The organism is Burkholderia sp. Ac-20392 (genome assembly GCF_017104585.1).
Taxonomy (GTDB): Bacteria; Pseudomonadota; Gammaproteobacteria; order Burkholderiales; family Burkholderiaceae; genus Burkholderia; species Burkholderia lata.
Genome location: NZ_JAAGPB010000053.1, coordinates 14,271 through 29,896, shown reverse-complemented (window position 1 = coordinate 29,896; position 15,626 = coordinate 14,271). Strand labels below are relative to the sequence as shown.

Sequence of the window (15,626 nt, the reverse complement as noted above, 5' to 3'; positions counted from 1 at the left end):
CACGCATCGAGCGGCGCGAGCCCCGCGACGATCAGCCGGGCCGCGTGCACGAGCAGGCGCGTCGACGCACCTTCGTCGAGCCCGTTGCCGGCTTGCGCCAGTGCGCGCGTGCGGTGGGCGAGATCGACGAGCCGGCGCGCGGTGTCACGGTCGGCGCCGCTTTCGCGTACGACGACGTCGGCTTCATGCGCGGCATCCGGATAGCCGAAGTCGATCGCGACGAAACGCTGCCGCGTCGACGGCTTCAACCGCCGGTGCTCGCCGTGATAGCCGGGGTTGTACGAGATCACCAGATGGAAATCCGGATGCGCATGCACGACCTCGCCGAGCCGGTCGAGCGGCAGCACGCGCCGCGAGTCGGTCAGCGGATGGATCACGACCGTCGCGTCGGGGCGCGCCTCGACGATCTCGTCGAGATAGCAGATCGCGCCATGCCGCGCCGCGAGCGTGAGCGGCCCGTCGGCCCAGTAGGTGCCGTCGGCGTCGAGCAGGTGCCGGCCGGTCAGGTCGGCGGCCGACGTGTCGTCGTTGCACGCGACCTGGATCAGCGGCAGGCCCATGCGCCACGCCATGTACTCGACGAATCGGGTCTTGCCGCAGCCGGTCGGCCCTTTCAGCAGGACCGGCAGGTGACGGCGGCAGGCCGTCTCGAACCAGTCGGCTTCGGCGCCGGCCGGCTGGTAGAACGGCGCGTCGGCGATGCGGTGTCCGGCGAGCGGATCGGTGGCAAGCGGCGTATCGCGTGCGCTCATTACCACCTCCCGGTCATCATCAGCATGCCGGGCAACCAGCAGGTGCCGACGCCGATCGCGATCGTGTAGCCGGGCAGGAAGCGCACGCGCCGCTTCAGCCCCAGCGCGACGAAGAACAGGAACCACAGGCTCGACCACAGCAGCCACATCGTGCCGAAGCGCACGTCATGCGACGTGCCGGCATAGACGAGCGCGCTGATCGCGACGAACAGGCAATACCAGCCGAGCCCCGCGCCTTGCAGTCCGCGCCACTGGACGGCGGCGAGGTACAGGTACGTGAACGCGAACAGCAGGCCGCCCGCGCTCGAGAAATATTGCTGCGGCTCCGACGCCTGCACGAGGCCGACGAGGTTGATCAGCAGCGCGAGCAGCCCGACGAGCAGGTTCAGGCCGGCCGCATCGCGCGGTTCGATGCGGCCGGTGAGTGCGACGCCGTTGACGACCAGCACCGCACCGATGAAGAAGAGAGCGACACCGAGCATGATGAAGGCTCCAGAGTGGGACGGAGCCGTTCGCGCACGCGGCGCGAACGGCCGGGCAGGGCGCGGGCTCAGCGGTGCGCGGGCGCTTCGGACGGAATGCCTTCGATCGGGCATTCGGGCGTGCCGGGTGTGGCGCGCGTGAGGCGTTCGACGGCCTGGCGCGTGCCGTCCGGGTCGTTCACCCAGTTCGCGTAGAACTCGAACGGGCATTGCGCGACGCCGTTCGGCGATTCGCCGGAGCCGATCTTGCCCGTGTAGCCGCGGTGCAGCAGCTTGTACAGGTGGTTCTGCGACTGCATGTTGCGGCGCGCGTCGCGGATCAGGCTCACTGACAGCTCGGCATACTGCACGCCGTTTTCTTCCTCGCCGCATTCGCCGAGCGTGCGGCCGTCGAAGCCGACGATCGCCGAGTGGCCGAAATACGAATACACGCCGTCGAACCCGGACGCATTCGCGACCGCGACGTAGCAGTTGTTCATGAACGCCATCGCCTTCGACACGAGCACCTGCTGGTCCTTCGCCGGGTACATGTAGCCCTGGCAGCGCACGACGAGCTCGGCGCCGCGCATCGCGCAGTCGCGCCAGATCTCCGGGTAGTTGCCGTCGTCGCAGATGATCAGGCTGATCTTGAGCCCCTTCGGCCCTTCGGCGACATACGTGCAGTCGCCCGGATACCAGCCTTCGACCGGCACCCACGGCATGATCTTGCGGTACTTCTGCACGATCTCGCCCTGGTTGTTGATCAGCACGAGCGTGTTGTACGGCGCCTTGTTCGGGTGCTCCTCGTGGCGCTCGCCGGTCAGCGAGAACACGCCCCACACGTTGGCCTTGCGGCACGCGGCCGCGAAGATGTCGGTTTCCTCTCCGGGGATCGTCGAGGCCGTGTCGTACATCTCCTTCGCGTCGTACATGATCCCGTGCGTCGAGTATTCGGGAAACACGATGAGGTCCATGCCGGGCAGGCCGCGCTTGATGCCGACCACGCGCTCCGCGATTTCGCGGGCGTTCGCGATTACGTCGGCGCGCGTGTGCAGGCGCGGCATCTTGTACTGGACGACGGCGACGCCGACGGCGTCGTTGCTGCTGGAAATATCGCCATGACGCATGGTGTGCTCCTGGTTCGGGTGAAGACGTGCGTTTTCGAAAGGCAAAAAAAAGCCCTTGCCTCGACGAGCGAGGCAAGGGCTTCTTTGCCGGTCCGTTCATCCGACAACGCTGTCGGATAACGGGAATGCGGATGGGTGGCCCGGTGTGGGGCCGGCGAAGTGCGGGCTAGCGGGCACGCGCTTCGCACGATCGTGGGACGTCTTTGTCCGCCGGATCGATGGGATGCACTCTAGGCAAAGTTTTTTTTGGACGCAACATCGCGTATACCCCTGCACGCGGTGAGGGCACGGCGACCGGTGCGGCGTGCGTCCGGGATCGTGCATTGCGCTGGGCGATCGAGCGGGGTCGGACGCAAGTTTGCGTGAGCGACGGAGCGGCATCGCATCGCACCCGCGTCGACGCGAGCGGATTGGCAGGCGCATCGGCAATGCGGAATAAGGTTGCGTCGACAACCTTTTGGCGTATGCCGATGCGGGTTGAATCGCGCTTAACTTCGGTCGTTCGCCGCATTGCTTTCGAGGAAACTGTCCACCGCGATCAGCGACTGTTCGTCGAGCGTGCCCAGCACGCTTTTCAGCTTCAGTTGCAGCTTCAGCGCATCGAGATAGCTGTCGAACAGCTTCTGCCGGATGCCCGAGATGTCGCGCCGCAGGTTCAGCGTTTCGTACGTCGTGCTGTAGCCGACCTGATGCGCCTTCATCGACGAATCGTACGCAAGCCGCGCGGCCTGCAGCGACTGCTGCAGCGCGCGGATGCGCTTGCCGACCGATTCGAGCGCGGACAGCGCCTCGCGATGATCGGTGCCCAGTTGCTCCTCGACCTCGCGCAGCCGGTTGCGGTATTGCTCGGTCACGTGCTCGGCCTCCACCTGCCGGTAGTACACGCTGCCGCCGGAGAAGATCGGGATCGTCACCTGCACGCCGACCGCGCTCTGATGGAAATCCGAGCGATCGGTGAGCCCGCGCAGGTTCGGGTTGAGCCCGCGCGAGTACGACGCGAACAGGTCGACGGTCGGCAAGTGCTCGGCGCTGACGCGCTTCGCGGCGAGCCGCGCGACCTGGACGTCGCGATATGCCTGCCGGTACGCGGGGTTGTCCTGCGGTGCGTATTCGCCCGACGGAATGCGCGGCGACGAGCCGCGCATCGCGAGCCGCGGCCAGCGCGAGAAATCGATCGTCGAACCGAGCAGCGTCTCGTAGCGCGCGCGGCGCGCGTCGACGTCGGTTTGCGCGAGGGCTTCGTCGGATTCGGCGAGGCTGCGACGCGCCTCGATTTCAGCCGTATCGCCGATCGTCTTCATCCCGAGCTGCGCCATGCGTCGCGTATCGCTTTCGAGCCGGGTGAGCGCGTTCACTTCGTCGTCGGCCGACTGCAGCTTCTCGCGCGCGCTGAGCAGGTCGAAGCACGCGTTCGCGACGCGCAGGATCAGGTCCTGCCTCGCCACCTCGAGCTTCTGTTTCGCCGATTCCTCGTACTCGGTCGCGCGCCGCATGTCGTACAGGTAGGGCACGTTGAACAGCGCCTGCGTGACTTGCGCGGAACCGTAAGCGGCATTGCTCGATCCGCTGACGTCGATCCCGAACAGATTCGCGTGCGTGCCGTAGCGCCCCCATTCGAGTTGCGCGGCGGCCTGCGGCAACATCTGCGCGCGTGCTTCGGGGAATTTCTGGCGGGCCGCGTCGTATTCGCTGCGCGCCTGCAGGTAGCGCGGATCGTGCACTGCCGCGTACTGGAAGGCGGTGTCGAGGCAGAACGCACGCGCGTTCGCAGACATGCCGGCTATCATTACAGCGAACAATGTCACGGTTGCAAGTCGGGGATTCCACCTAGTCGAAAAACTTGATAGGGAATTACCCGCATTCCGCGTCGCCGATCCGCGATTCACGCGCCTCGTTTCAAACATGGCCGTCTCCGTCTCCTGCCCGTGCCGCAACGTATTGCGGCGGGATTTAAACGTTTTGAAATTGAAATTCAAACAGCATGAATGCCTGCCAACCGTGGTGCATCGGAAAACGCGCCTGTAAGAGTGTGTCCTCCATTGAATTCCGATGCGCTCGCATGATAGCCTGATTTCGGCTCGTAATCGCAGTGATTATTAGATTAACAAGTCGCTAGGGATTAAAAGCCGTTGGTCTTTCAATGAAGGTTCTTTGCATCATCTTTATTTTTTACGAGGAGAGAATGATGAAGGTCATGACGACGGAACAGGTCAGGAATGTGCATGGCGGCGGTGCGATCAGCTCGCTGGGTAGCCTCGCTGTTGACGCCGCGCCGGTGGTGACCGCGCTCGGCCAGTTCCTGCCGAGCCTCGGCAATTACCTGCAGAACCCGAAGACGTTCAATAACACCGGCAAGTAACCGCCGTGCGCGGGGAGGCGCCCCCCGCGCGAAATGCTGCGCAATAGAAGGAAAAGAATCGATCGCCGCAGTGGAAATAAAGCGAATCCGGAGTGCATTATTTTCGGTTCGGGCGATTATCAGGAGGCAGGAGTGCCGGATTATCCCCGTAATAAAGTGAACGGCCATTGAGATTGCAATTGGCTGACGGTTGCGGGCATTCCGACAATATAAAGGCCACAACAAATGCGAGACATCACGGAAGAACAGGCCCGCCAGATTCGCGGCGGCGCGTCGCTTTACTCCAATTCGGCCGCCTATACGGTCGATCTCGTCAACCAGTCGATCGGAACCACGCTCCAGGGCCTGATGACCCAGTACCAGGCCCACGCCGTCGAGCAGTTCCGGATGTCGCTCGGCTCGTCGCGCTGAGCGGCCCGCCAAGCAGCCGGTAACACCGATCTTCCTTCGCAGCCGGCAGCGTGCCGGCTGCGCCCATGCGTATCGCGCACGACCCGCCACGGGCCCGCTAGCGGCAGGCCCGGGCGGCGCGTCGTCGCGCCCCGGGTGCCCGACCATGCTTTTCAATACGCGTAAAGTCCGTCCGGTCCTGCAAGACGAGGTGACGGAGTGCGGCCTGGCCTGCCTCGCGATGATCGCGTCGTGGCACGGGCGCGAAACGACGTTGCGCACGCTGCGCAACCGTTACCCCGTCCGGATCGATTCCGGGCTGTCGTTCTTCGACCTGATGGAGATCTCGAACGATCTCGGCCTGCGCGCCCGCGGGCTCCAGTTCGACGCGGGCGAGCTCGATGCGCTCAAGACGCCGTGCATCCTGCATTGGGGGATGAACCACTATGTCGTGCTGACGAAGGTCGGCTATGGCAGCGTGCACATCGTCGATCCCGCACTGGGCGAAACGAAGCTGCCGCTCGCACAGGCGCTCACGCACATCACCGGCTACGCGCTCGAACTGAATCCGGACATCGGCTTCACGCGGGCGGGGCAGGCCGACCGGATCCGGTTGCGCGACTACCTCGAAGGGCTGACCGGCATCCGCAAGAGCCTCGCGATCGGCATCGCGGGCGGCGTCGCCGCGCAGCTCCTGCTGCTGCTCGGCCCGTCGTACGTGCAGCTGACGATCGACGAGGCGCTGAAGAAGACCGACGTCGACATCCTGTACCTGCTGACGATCCTGTTCGCGATCGTGTTCCTGTTCGACACGCTCTACGCGAACCTCGTCGGCAACATCAAGAGCTACCTGCGCAACATCGTGTCGCAGCAGTTGTCGGCGAACATGGTCGGACATCTCGCGCGGCTGCCGATCGGCTATTTCCTGTTCCACAACACCGGCGATTCGATCTCGCGCGTGTCGTCGGTGTCGGAGGTCGGGCGCTTTCTCGTCGATGGCCTCGTCGGCGGGCTGCTCAATATCGTCACCTGCACGCTGACGCTCGTGCTGATGCTGTACTACAGCCCGGTGCTGGCCGGCATCAGCCTGGCCGGGATGGTGCTGTTCGCGCTGAGCCGGCTCGCGATCCAGCCGCAACTGCAGGACGCGATGTCGCAGATTCTCACGCGCGGCGCAGAAGCCGACGCGCTGCTGATCGAGAACATCCGTTCCGCGCACTCGATCAAGCTGCTGTCGGCCGAGACCGCGCGCAGCAGCCTGTGGGTGAATGCGTTCACGCAGAAGCTGCAGGCGATGCGCCAGCAGGAGCGGCTGCAGTTGCTGTTCGACGCGATCTCGAAGGGGATCGTGCACGTCGAGCAGCTCGTGATCGTCACGTATGGCGCGTGGCTCGTGATGCACGGCCAGAGCACGATCGGCGTGATCTACGCGTTCATCCAGTACAAGAACCTGTTCGCCGACAAGTTCATCGACTCGATCCAGCTCTACGTGCGCCGCAAGGTGCTGCAGGTGCATATGGACCGCGTCGCGGACGTGCTGCAGACCGAGACGGAGGAGCCCGCGCCCGACGCGGTCGTGCGGCCGGTCGACGGTTTCGACGGCGCGCTGGCGATTCGCGCGCTGTCGTACACGCCGAAGGGCGGCCATCGCCCGATTCTGCGTGACATTGCGCTCGACGTGCCGGCGGGCAGCAAGATCGCGATCGTCGGCCGCACCGGCAGCGGCAAGACGACGCTGCTGAACCTGATCTGCGGGCTCGTGCGGCCCGAGCCCGGCACGCTGTTCGTCGGCGGTGTGGATCTCGCGGAAGTGAACCTGAGGCAGTACCGCAAGCATCTCGCGGCCGTCACGCAGTCCGACCAGCTGTTTCGCGGGACGATTCGCGACAACATCACGAACTTCGCGCCTGCGCCGCGGATCGGCGCGATGTTCGACGCGGCGAAGCTCGCGTGCATCCACGACGAGATCGAGCGGCTCGACCATCGCTACGACACCCCGCTCGGCGATACGCAGAAATTCCTGTCGGCCGGGCAGATGCAGCGGCTGCTGATCGCGCGGGCGCTGTATTGCGAGCCGCGCCTGCTGATCCTCGACGAATTTTCGTCGAACCTCGACCAGGCGACGACGCACGAGATCTGCCGCAACGTGCTGACGCTGCCGTGCACGATCGTGCTCGTCACGCACGACGCGTCGATCCTGTCGATGGTCGACCGGATCTACGAGATGCGGGACGGCGTATTGACCGATGCGACCGGCGCATGGCGTTCGGCCGAGGAGACGCGGTGATGCTCGGACGACTCTTTCTGCTCAATCCGTTCTCGTATGCGTTCCTGGTGCGGCGCGCGGTGCGCGCCGTCGCGCTGCGCACGTCACCGGCGCGCGGGCTGCGGCTGATGCGCTGGTGCTCGGGCGCATGCCTGCGCTGCTTTCCGTGCATTCGCGAGTCGATCGAGCGTGCGGTCGCATACATGCTGAGCGCGCACCTGAACGACGATCCACGACGTGTGCGGGAAGTGTCGGCGGCGATCGTGCGCGAGCTGTTCGAGGCCGAGTTCGCGGGGCTCAAGCTGCGGTCGCACAGCCTCGAATCGATGAAGTCGATGATCGACGGGATGGCGTGCGAAGGCGACGCGCAGCTGCAGGCGGCGCTCGCACGCGGCGGCCCGCTGATGCTCGCGGGGCTGCACTTCGGCAACCTGATGCTGTTCGTCACGAAGCTGCGCTTCATGATTCCCGACGACCGCAAGCTGATGGTGATCCTGCACCGCGATGCGCCCGGCGCGTTCTTCGACGATGCGCTGCGGCTCGTCGCCGAATACGGCGCCGGTGAAGTCGAGTTCATCGATATCGAGGAGCGCGTGCACCTGCGCCGGCTGATCACGAGCCTGCGGCGCGAGTCGCCCGTGTTCCTGCTGTTCTCCGACCTGCACGGCAAGTTCGGCAAGACCAACCGCTGCCGGCTCGGCGGCCGCTGGGTGCGGATGGCCGGCGGCGGCGTGAAGCTCGCGGTCGAGCAGGGGATTCCGCTGCTGGTCGCGTATGCGACGGGCGTGCCGTTCCGCGATCGCTGCGCGGTGCATTTCACCGAGCTCGCGGCCAGCCCGCTCGCGCCGATGCTCGGCATGGACGACGACGCGTCGCCCGTGCGCGCGACGCACCAGCGCATCGTCGACCGGCTCGAGCAGGCGCTCGTACGCCAGCCCGAGCAGTGGCATTTCTGGGAACACTTCACGCCTTACCTGATGCCGACGCCGCTGCTCGATGCGGCCACGCGGCGTCGCTCCTGACGAGCCCGCCCCATGCCGACCTGGAACTCCGCCCTCCGAGAACAGAAGCCGTCGCGCAAGCTCGCGCGCGGCACGACCTTCGGCACCGTGATCCACGGCGTCGTCGACGTGCCGGTGTCGATGCGGTTCTTCTGCTACCTGTCGCTCGCGATGTTCGCGATGTTCGTGACCGCGCTCGTCGAACTGAGCTATGCGAACACCGAGAGCGTGTCGGGGATGCTGACGCCGCGCTCGGGGCTGATCGGCGTCAGCGCGCCGCCAGGCTGGGCCGTGCGCGACATCTTCGTCGGCAAGGACCAGCACGTGAAGGCCGGCCAGCGGCTGCTGGCGGTGACGCGCGACACGAGCTTCGTGAGCCAGGCCAACAACGTGCAGGGGATGCGCGCGGCGCTCGACCGGCAGCGCGTCGAGGTGACGCAGCAGATCGACGCGGCGCGGCTCGAATACAAGTCGTCGGTGCAGCAGATCAATCAGCAGATCGCCGCGCAGGGCGAAAGCAGCGGGCTGATCGGCCGGCAGATCCAGGACCAGAAGCGCATCGTCGACGAGTACGGCGAACGGCGTGCGCGCGTGAAGCAACTGCTCGACGAACAGGTCGTGACGCTCGAGCAGTACAACCAGGTCAACACGCAGTACCTGCAGGCCGGGCAGGCGTACCAGGACCTGCTGCTGCGGCGAGCCGAGCTCGCGAAGAACGCGATGAAGCTGCGCGGCGATCTCGACACGATGCAGAGCAAGTACGACGGCGCGAACGCGGAACTGAAGATCAAGCAGGAGGAGCTGAACGCGAAGGAATACAACATCGACGAGAACGTGAACCAGGTGCTGTACGCGCCGGCCGACGGGCAGATCGTGCGGCTCGACGTCGTGCAGGGCGGCGTGATCGACCCGCCTGGCACGCGGGTCGTCGAGATCCTGCCCGCGAAGGCCGACGGGCTGATCGCCGAGGTCTACATTCCGTCGTCGAAGGCCGGCTTCGTGAAGAAGGGGCAGGAAGTGAAGGTGGCATACGCCAGCTATCCGGTCGAGAAGTTCGGCACCTATCGCGGCAAGGTGCTGTCGATCTCGCCCGTCGCGTTTTCCGCGAAGGAGCTGAACCTGCCGGGCGACGCCGCCACGCCGCAGACCTACTTCAAGACCTGGGTCGAGCTGGCCGATCGCACGCCGGCGTTCGAAGGGCGGCCGCTGTCGTTGCGGGCCGGGATGATGCTGAAGGCCGACATCGTACTGGAGCGGCGCAGCCTGCTCGAATGGCTGTTCGAGCCGCTGTACCGCATCCGTCAACGCCTGTTCGGCGTGCCGGCCTGAACCGATGGCGAGCCGGAACCAGGACCGCCGCCGTGCGCGGCCGGGCGCCGTGCGTCCGCTGTCGCGCTGGCTCGGTGCGACGCTGTTCGCCTGTGCGGCCGCCGCGCATGGCGCGCCGCAGCCGGACGGCGACGCCGAGCCGCGCTGGCAGGCCGGCGCGGACGGCATCGGCTTCTGGCCGGGCGGGGATGCGGACGGGTTCGATGCGAGCGCGTGGGCGACCGATGCGGGGCCGGCCCGCCGCGGGCGTGACGATTCGGGCGATGTGCCGCAACGCGACGCCGTGCCGTTCACGGCGCGCAAGATCACGCTCGGCCAGCGAACCGGCGGGGCGGGGCGCGCATGTTCGGCAGCGCATGACGATGGCGCGGACGGCATCGGTTTCGACGACAACGGCGCAGCTGGCGGCTGCGATCCGGCCGCGCCACGCGATGCAACGGCGGATGACGCCCCGGCCGGTGGCGTGGTCCACGCCGACCGGATGCCGTACGAACTGCATCCGATCGACCCGTCGCGGCTGCCCGACCTGCCGGCTGCCGAGGCGCCGCCATTGCTGACGCAGCTGATGGGCGACGATCGCACCATGGTCGGCCTCGGCTGGCACTTCATCGGCACGACCGGCCGATCGACGCCCGTGACGACGCACACGGACGCCCTCGGGCTGAACAGCTTCCAGAACCAGGGTTCGAGCCTGTCGCTCAGCAATACGAACACGCTGGCCTTCACGTTCACCCACTTTTTCTCGGAGAACTGGGCGGCGGAAGTCGGTGGAGGCATTCCACCGGTGCTGACGCTGCGCGGGCACGGCAGCATCGCGCTGCCGCTCGACCGGATTTTTTCCGGCGTCCAGGGCCGCTTTCCGCTGATCGATCTCGCGAACACGCAAAGCAACCCGCTCGCGACCACGCGCGCATGGCTCGGCTCTGTCGTATTCAAGTATTACCTCGGCGAGCGCGAGGATCGTTTCCGACCGTTCGCGGGCGTCGGCATCAGCTATACGCGCTTCACGAACACGAACCTGAATCCCGTGTTCCAGCGCAAGCTCGCGTCGCTCGGCGGGCTGCTCGCGGCGGGTGCGGACATCGGCAGCCTGCAGTCGCTGCTGCTCGACCCGTCGCTGTTCCAGCGCATCTGGGATGCCGGCGGCGACCTGCTGCTGTCGGGCAAGACCAACGTGTCGGCCAAGGTGAAGAGTGTGTGGGAGCCGGTGTTCACCGTCGGCGCGAGCTACCAGATCACGCGCCAGTTCTGGATCACCGGCATGGTGACCTATATCCCGTTACGTACGAAGATTACGCTGGACATCGACCAGCCGAACCGGCAGCTCGCGTCGAACACGTTCGATATTTCCGCGAACCCCGTGCTGGCCAGCGTGCTGCTCGCATTCCGCTTCTGACCGGCGCGCCGGCCCTTTTTTCATGAATTTGACGCGCGACACTGGGATAATGTCGGAGTTTGGCTGCGTCAATGATGGAAGGAGGCCCCATGGGCGACAACGATACCCGCACCGAGACCGACGATCGCACCGATATGGAATCGATGGAGGCGCGCCAGCGCCGCTTCGAGGAAGATCTGGTCGACGCCTACGACGAAGAGCTCGAGATGGAGCTCGACGATCGCCGCTTCGACGACAGTGACGACCTGCTGTTTTCGCAGGAGCGCCGCGAGGCGCGCAAGGAGTATTTCCGCGAGCTGTTCCGGCTGCAGGGCGAGCTCGTGAAGCTGCAGGACTGGGTCGTGAGCACGGGGCACCGGCTCGTCGTCATTTTCGAGGGGCGCGATGCGGCCGGCAAGGGCGGTGCGATCAAGCGCATCACGCAGCGGCTGAACCCGCGCGTCTGCCGGGTTGCCGCGCTGCCGGCGCCGAGCAACCGCGAGCGCACGCAATGGTATTTCCAGCGCTATGTCGCGCATCTGCCGGCCGGCGGCGAGATCGTGCTGTTCGACCGCAGCTGGTACAACCGAGCGGGCGTCGAGCGCGTGATGAACTTCTGTACCGACGAGGAATACGAGGAGTTTTTCCGTTCGGTGCCCGAGTTCGAGAAGATGCTGGTGCGCAGCGGGATCCAGATCGTCAAGTACTGGTTCTCGATCACCGATCACGAGCAGGAAGTGCGGTTCCAGAGCCGGATCGAGGATCCGCTCAAGCAGTGGAAGCTGAGCCCGATGGATCTCGAGAGCCGCCGCCGCTGGGAAGCCTATACGGCCGCGAAGGAAGAGATGCTGCTGCGTACGCACATCGAGGAAGCGCCGTGGTGGGTCGTGCAGGCCGTCGACAAGAAGCGCGCGCGGCTGAACTGTATTCACCACCTGCTCCAGCAGGTGCCGTATCACGAGGTGCCGCACGCACCGATCGACCTGCCGCCGCGGGAGCATCACGAGGACTACATCCGCCGGCCGGTGCCGGACAACATGATCGTGCCGGACACTTACTGAGCGGCCAGCGCGGATTCGATGCGATGAAGGGGCGCGCCGCGCAAGGCGGCGCGTGTTACTCCCGGATCAGGAAAGGGGTGCGGTCGCGCCCGACGATCCGGGCGGGTGCGCGGCCGCGTCCGTTCGCAGGCACCGGGCGCGACGGGGCGGGCGGTTGCCGCGCGTCACAGATCGGGAAAGCCTGATCGCCCTTGCGTCAGGTCGAACAACTCGGTCCGCGCATTCGCGTCGGCGGTCTCGGGCAGCTTGATCACGAGCTTGACCGTCATCCCGTACGCGCTGTCCACCAGTTCATAACGCGCCTGTTCGATCCAGCGGCGCACGCGCGCCTCCTCCGGATAGCCGATCTCGATTGCGAGCCGCGTGTAGCGGATGCGCTCGATGCGCTCGGCATCGAGCAGCGCCGACGCGATTGCATCGGTGTATGCGCGCACCAAGCCGCCCGCGCCGAGCTTCACGCCACCGTAGTAACGCACGACCGCACCCAGCACGCCGTCGAGATCGTGATGGCGCAGCACTTCCAGGATCGGCCGGCCCGCCGTGCCCGACGGCTCTCCGTCATCCGACATGCCCGATTGGCCGCCCGCCAGCAATGCCCAGCACACATGCGTGGCCGCCGGGTGTTCGTCGCGCAGGCGCTGCAGCGCCTGCATCGCGGCGTCGCGGTCGTCGACGGGAATCGCGTACCCGATGAAGCGGCTCTTGCGGATCTCGAGTTCGCGGATGTAGGTGGTGGCGAGCGAGTACATCATGCGTCGCGTCGGGGAAAGTGTAAGGAAATCAAGATGATGGTGGCGTGTCGGTACTTTGGGTGCTGGCCCGGGCAGGCATGGGGCGGCTGCATGGGCGGGATGAAGACAGAATTTTACCGTGGTGCGCGTCGATGCATTTCGATGCGACCTGAACGACGCGCAGACGATCTGCCAGGACGCGAAAGCGCCTGGGTTGGGATTGAGGGTTACCTCGGTTGGTGTGCGCGCGCGGTGGCGAAAGGTTGAAGGCGGACCCGACCGCAGAATTCGCGGTCGGGTCCAGCCATGCCCGTCATCGCTGTATCGACGGGCAACGAGGTGGCTTCAGGTGTGCGATCAGGAGCAGCGCGGAACGGGCGGTCGAGCATTGACCTGAACCAAGCGCCATGCCCGACGCGCGCCGGCCAACGAGTCAGCGTGCGCGGCCGGGTGCCGACGCGTCGTCATTGGGGGCGGGTAGCGGCGAGTCGGGTGCCGCGAGCGCGCTGTGAAGGACATGCAGACTACCGAGCGCGGTTTGAAGGTGGGGCGCCGCAGGGCGAACCGCATCGGTGGTCCGCATCGTCCTTTGCAAGGTGGCGATGGCAATCCGTACCGCGTGCGTGGCGGCGGTGCTGGCCTTCGGCGTCGGCGACTCGAACAGCATTCGAATCGCGCGGCACGCGGACGTGCAGTCGTCGAGCCATGCCGGCGCGGCGTCCGGCGCGGCCCGTGCTGTGTCGCCGGCCATCGCGCCGCGCAGGTCCACGACGGCCGAGCCGATCTCGATGACGGACAGAAACCATTCGACGGACTCGCCGTTTGCTGCCGGGTCGTCACGCGATATCGACCGAACCTGATACATGAGGTCGCGCGTGCGGCTTTCGAAGCGTGCGCGCAGCGTCGCGGCCGACTCGGTGCATGCGAACACGACCTGTCGGCGCAGGTCGGCCAGCAGGTGCTTGCGCAACCCGCGCATCGTCGGCGGCAGGAACAACTCGAACGCGACCGACGCCATCAGCATGGACAGGACCAGCGCGATCGCGTCGTTCATGAAGGACGTCGGATCATAGGCGACGACATTGTCGGGGCCTGTCAGGAAGCAGAAGTAGATGCAGTATCCGATGCCGTAGCCGGCCAGCGACGGGCGTGTCGTCATCCAGCATCCCAATGCGAGCGGCGCGGCGAGTACCACGCACAGCAGCGGGAAGCCGTCGATGACCGGGTAGACGACGAACATGACGATCAGCCCGATGACGGCCGCGAACGCCGTGCCGATCGCCATCTGGAACGCGGTGCGAGACGGGCGTGCCGAGGAGGCGACCAGTGCGCAGATGGCGCCGCCGTTCAGCACGAGCAGGGCGCCCGACGGCCACGCGGTCGCGATCCAGAACGTGCTCAGCACGAGCGTCAGCAGCATCGCGCGGATGCCGGCGACTGCCGCGATGAGCGGATTGGTGCGCGGTTCGTATGGCGGGGCCCACTGCTCGCGCTCGTGCGCGGCGACGTTCAGTGACAGATAAGTGCTCGTGTAGGCGATATAGCTGTCCAGGAACCGGTCGAGCAGGTCGACCGCCGTGTCGAAGTCGAGTGCGGTCGCGCTGCTGCCGAGCCGGTTGCGCGCCCGCTGCGCGCGGGCGGGCAGCGCTGCGCGACCGCGTTCCAGGGTGGCGGCCAGCGACGCGGCGAATGCGTCGACATCGTCGGTGTGCGCCGCATCCTGCCGTTCGTGTCGGAGCGGTGTCGCGATACCTGCCATCAGTGCGTCGATCTCCACCAGCACGACGTCGGCTCGCGCGGCACGCAGCCGGGCGATCAGCTGACTCAAGGCGTGCAGGCGCGTCGACGTCGTCATGCGCTCCGCATTGAGACGCGTCAGGCGGCCGTTTCGCAAGCGTGTGTCGGGGCCTTCGAAAACCGCGGCGCTGCGAGCGGCTTCCGAGCTCACGGTTTCGTCGACGATGCGCACGCTCAGCGCTTCGAGAAACGCCCGGTCGATCCGGCCGGACAGAATCGCCAGCACGTCGTCCGCGAACGCAGTGAAGCGCGCGCGGTTCACGCGGCTGATCTGTTCGCTGACATGCTGCGGAAAGACGAGTGCGCTGACCGCGCCCGAACTCAGGATGCCGATCGTCACCTCCGTCACGCGCGTCATCGCCGAAATGAAGGCTGCGTCGGGATGCTGCCATGCAGGGATGCCGATGAGCGCGGCCGTGTAGCCGGCGAGCACGAAGCCATAGGTCCGGAAGTTGCGGTTTCGCGCGGCGCCTGCCGTGCAAATGCCGATCCAGAGCGCGGTTGCGCCGAGGAAGAGTTCCGGCGTTTGCCCGAACAGGCTGATCAGTACCAGCATCGCGAGCAGGCCCACGATCGTGCCGCAGATCCGGTACAGGCTTTTGGCGAGCACCATGCCGCTTTGCGGCTGCATCAGCACGAAGACCGTGGTCATCGCCGTGCGTGGCATCGGGAGTTCGAGCTTCATCGCCACGCCGAGCGCCAGAAGCGCGGCGAGGAGGGTCTTGAAGATGTACAGCCAGGTGACGCCGCTCGTGCCGGCCCAGTCGCGGGCGGCATTGGCGATGGCGACACCTGTTTTGGTATCCGAAATATATGACGTGAATCGGGAAGGCAACAAAGACATGATGGTGGTGGCGCGTAATGCGGGCGGGCGACGACAGGACGACCGTGATTGTATTTTCCGGCGGCGCGCTCGAGTGTTGCGCGTGGTGTTAAACGCTTTTACCGGATCAGGATCGACGTCGTCGCGCGACGGC

At 66.0% G+C, this 15,626-nt stretch carries 13 protein-coding genes; 7 read left to right on the top strand and 6 right to left on the bottom strand.

Going from position 1 to position 15,626, the window contains the following annotated elements:
• The 4 genes from G3N99_RS10215 to G3N99_RS10200 all read right to left on the bottom strand — a co-directional run.
• Nucleotides 1-752: CbbQ/NirQ/NorQ/GpvN family protein (locus G3N99_RS10215; RefSeq protein ID WP_206122317.1), on the bottom strand; the 752-nt coding region annotated here is incomplete at its 3' end.
• Nucleotides 752-1,234, bottom strand: coding sequence for an AmiS/UreI family transporter (locus G3N99_RS10210; RefSeq protein ID WP_174948775.1), 483 nt, complete (start codon nt 1,232-1,234; stop codon nt 752-754). The genes G3N99_RS10210 and G3N99_RS10215, both read right to left, overlap by 1 nt.
• Before the next feature lie 68 nt (nt 1,235-1,302).
• Entirely contained in the window at nt 1,303-2,340 is a 1,038-nt protein-coding gene (locus G3N99_RS10205; RefSeq protein WP_011355442.1) for an aliphatic amidase, read from the bottom strand.
• A gap of 488 nt (nt 2,341-2,828) precedes the next feature.
• Nucleotides 2,829-4,244, bottom strand: a complete 1,416-nt coding sequence (locus tag G3N99_RS10200) for a TolC family protein (RefSeq protein ID WP_206122316.1) — start codon at nt 4,242-4,244, stop codon at nt 2,829-2,831.
• 281 nt (nt 4,245-4,525) lie between these two features.
• Here G3N99_RS10200 and G3N99_RS10195 point away from each other — a divergent pair, with 281 nt between their 5' ends.
• The 7 genes from G3N99_RS10195 to ppk2 all read left to right on the top strand — a co-directional run bounded on the left by G3N99_RS10195 (nt 4,526) and on the right by ppk2 (nt 12,121).
• Nucleotides 4,526-4,699, top strand: a complete 174-nt coding sequence (locus G3N99_RS10195) for a hypothetical protein (protein WP_006495012.1) — start codon at nt 4,526-4,528, stop codon at nt 4,697-4,699.
• A gap of 225 nt (nt 4,700-4,924) precedes the next feature.
• Complete coding sequence (locus tag G3N99_RS10190; protein ID WP_006479215.1) at nt 4,925-5,110, top strand: hypothetical protein; 186 nt, start codon at nt 4,925-4,927, stop codon at nt 5,108-5,110.
• Nucleotides 5,111-5,255: 145 nt separating this feature from the next.
• Nucleotides 5,256-7,376: a peptidase domain-containing ABC transporter gene (locus G3N99_RS10185; RefSeq protein WP_174945047.1), complete on the top strand. Its 2,121-nt coding sequence runs from the start codon at nt 5,256-5,258 to the stop codon at nt 7,374-7,376.
• Nucleotides 7,373-8,377, top strand: a complete 1,005-nt coding sequence (locus G3N99_RS10180; RefSeq protein WP_206122315.1) for a hypothetical protein — start codon at nt 7,373-7,375, stop codon at nt 8,375-8,377. The genes G3N99_RS10185 and G3N99_RS10180 overlap by 4 nt, the downstream gene beginning before the upstream one ends.
• 12 nt (nt 8,378-8,389) lie before the next feature.
• Nucleotides 8,390-9,685, top strand: a complete 1,296-nt coding sequence (locus G3N99_RS10175) for an HlyD family efflux transporter periplasmic adaptor subunit (RefSeq protein WP_174945051.1) — start codon at nt 8,390-8,392, stop codon at nt 9,683-9,685.
• A gap of 4 nt (nt 9,686-9,689) precedes the next feature.
• Entirely contained in the window at nt 9,690-11,081 is a 1,392-nt protein-coding gene (locus tag G3N99_RS10170) for an OmpW family protein (protein WP_206122314.1), read from the top strand.
• 89 nt (nt 11,082-11,170) lie between these two features.
• Nucleotides 11,171-12,121, top strand: a complete 951-nt coding sequence (gene ppk2, locus G3N99_RS10165; protein WP_174935667.1) for a polyphosphate kinase 2 — start codon at nt 11,171-11,173, stop codon at nt 12,119-12,121.
• Between the two features lie 164 nt (nt 12,122-12,285).
• Here the strand turns inward: ppk2 and G3N99_RS10160 are convergent, their stop codons facing one another.
• Together G3N99_RS10160 and G3N99_RS10155 are read right to left on the bottom strand one after the other, a co-directional pair.
• Nucleotides 12,286-12,873: a YigZ family protein gene (locus G3N99_RS10160; protein ID WP_206122313.1), complete on the bottom strand. Its 588-nt coding sequence runs from the start codon at nt 12,871-12,873 to the stop codon at nt 12,286-12,288.
• 412 nt (nt 12,874-13,285) lie between these two features.
• On the bottom strand, nt 13,286-15,493 hold the full coding sequence (locus G3N99_RS10155) for an FUSC family protein (RefSeq protein WP_206122312.1): 2,208 nt from the start codon (nt 15,491-15,493) through the stop codon (nt 13,286-13,288).
• Between the last annotated feature and the right edge of the window lie 133 nt (nt 15,494-15,626).

Excerpts from the sequence above, each read along its gene's own strand:
- G3N99_RS10210 (WP_174948775.1), bottom strand. The coding sequence starts at position 1,234 with ATGCTCGGTGTCGCTCTCTTCTTCATCGGTGCGGTGCTGGTCGTCAAC.
- G3N99_RS10205 (WP_011355442.1), bottom strand. The coding sequence starts at position 2,340 with ATGCGTCATGGCGATATTTCCAGCAGCAACGACGCCGTCGGCGTCGCC.
- G3N99_RS10200 (WP_206122316.1), bottom strand. The coding sequence starts at position 4,244 with ATGTTTGAAACGAGGCGCGTGAATCGCGGATCGGCGACGCGGAATGCG.
- G3N99_RS10195 (WP_006495012.1), top strand. The coding sequence starts at position 4,526 with ATGAAGGTCATGACGACGGAACAGGTCAGGAATGTGCATGGCGGCGGT.
- G3N99_RS10190 (WP_006479215.1), top strand. The coding sequence starts at position 4,925 with ATGCGAGACATCACGGAAGAACAGGCCCGCCAGATTCGCGGCGGCGCG.
- G3N99_RS10185 (WP_174945047.1), top strand. The coding sequence starts at position 5,256 with ATGCTTTTCAATACGCGTAAAGTCCGTCCGGTCCTGCAAGACGAGGTG.
- G3N99_RS10175 (WP_174945051.1), top strand. The coding sequence starts at position 8,390 with ATGCCGACCTGGAACTCCGCCCTCCGAGAACAGAAGCCGTCGCGCAAG.
- G3N99_RS10170 (WP_206122314.1), top strand. The coding sequence starts at position 9,690 with ATGGCGAGCCGGAACCAGGACCGCCGCCGTGCGCGGCCGGGCGCCGTG.
- ppk2 (WP_174935667.1), top strand. The coding sequence starts at position 11,171 with ATGGGCGACAACGATACCCGCACCGAGACCGACGATCGCACCGATATG.
- G3N99_RS10160 (WP_206122313.1), bottom strand. The coding sequence starts at position 12,873 with ATGATGTACTCGCTCGCCACCACCTACATCCGCGAACTCGAGATCCGC.
- G3N99_RS10155 (WP_206122312.1), bottom strand. The coding sequence starts at position 15,493 with ATGTCTTTGTTGCCTTCCCGATTCACGTCATATATTTCGGATACCAAA.